General features: G+C 60.2%; 1 pseudogene. It reads right to left on the reverse strand.

Annotation, left to right across the window (positions count from 1 at the left end):
• Nucleotides 1-369 precede the first annotated feature (369 nt).
• Nucleotides 370-1074: pseudogene (locus HPC46_RS34460) on the reverse strand (L,D-transpeptidase); the annotation flags it as partial.
• Nucleotides 1075-1202: the final 128 nt, after the last annotated feature.

Here is a 1202-nt window from a genome sequence, read left to right on the forward strand (position 1 = left end):
AGTAGGTACGGTCTTCATGGCGGTCCCTTACTCCTTCTTCGAGGTGTACTTGGTCGTTCACCCGAAGACCTACCATCTGGCGGGCATCAGGTGAGGGACCGCCACCTCAAATTCCACGAAGACCGGGACAACCTCGCTTGGGCACTTGGTCACCATTTCTAGTGACCTGCAGAAGTTATCAATTCACGTTTACACGGGCGTATGAACACAGTCGTAAAGTCACGGCTAGCGGCAGTCGCGGTCGAATCCGCGTCCGCTGCAGTGTGACCTTCGCAGCTGCGGCCCGTAGAGGGAACGCGCGGCTACATTACGGCATACAACCCGTCACGCGACCGCACGTCTGGGCCTCGTGGCGCTGGCAAATTGTCGTTATATCTGCCAGTCTTGGGCACCATCGGGTTGGGTGTAGGTGCCGACGGAGTTCTTGATGACGACGGGGTCGCCGCTGCCGAAGTTGTCGTAGAACCACTGGGCGTTGGCCGGGCTCAGGTTGATGCAGCCGTGACTGACGTTGCGCTTGCCCTGATCGGCCACCGACCACGGCGCGCTGTGCACGAAGATACCACTGTTGTCGATTCGCACTGCGTCCTGCACGTTGAGCCTGTACCCCTCCGGTGAATTCACCGGCACGCCGTAGGTGGACGAGTCCATGATCATGTCGGCGAATTTTTCCAGCACGTAATAGGTGCCGTTCTTGGTTTCGTGCTTACCGTCGGGCTTGCCCATCGACACTGGAAAAGTCCTCTCCACCTTGCCATTGCGCACAATTGTCATCTGGTGCGTCTTATCGTCGGCGGTGGCCACCAAGGAGTCACCGGTGCGGAAGTTCGACTTGGTACCTCCGGCATCGATGTTGACGATGGTGTTGGCTGGCCAGAAGTCGATCGGCCGCCACCGCACCTGGCTGTCGCTCATCCAGTAGAACTTGCCGGGCACCGGCGGGACCGACGAAATGTGGATCGCCTGTTCGGCCATGGGCCGGTTGGCGATGGGGCGTGCGAAGTTGATAATGATGGGCTTGGCTACCCCGACCATCGCACCGTTGGTCGGGTTAAACGCCGGCGGGGCGAACACTGAGCATGTCCCGAGTCGCGTGGAATTTGGGTGACGATCCACGATGAACTCTAGGCGGCGGCACCGACAGATTTGGTGTCGGCGCCGGTGTCGGGGTGAGCGTGTCGGCGCAGGGCGTCGACGAGCTG

Source organism: Mycolicibacterium vinylchloridicum (genome assembly GCF_013404075.1).
Lineage (GTDB): Bacteria > Actinomycetota > Actinomycetes > Mycobacteriales > Mycobacteriaceae > Mycobacterium > Mycobacterium vinylchloridicum.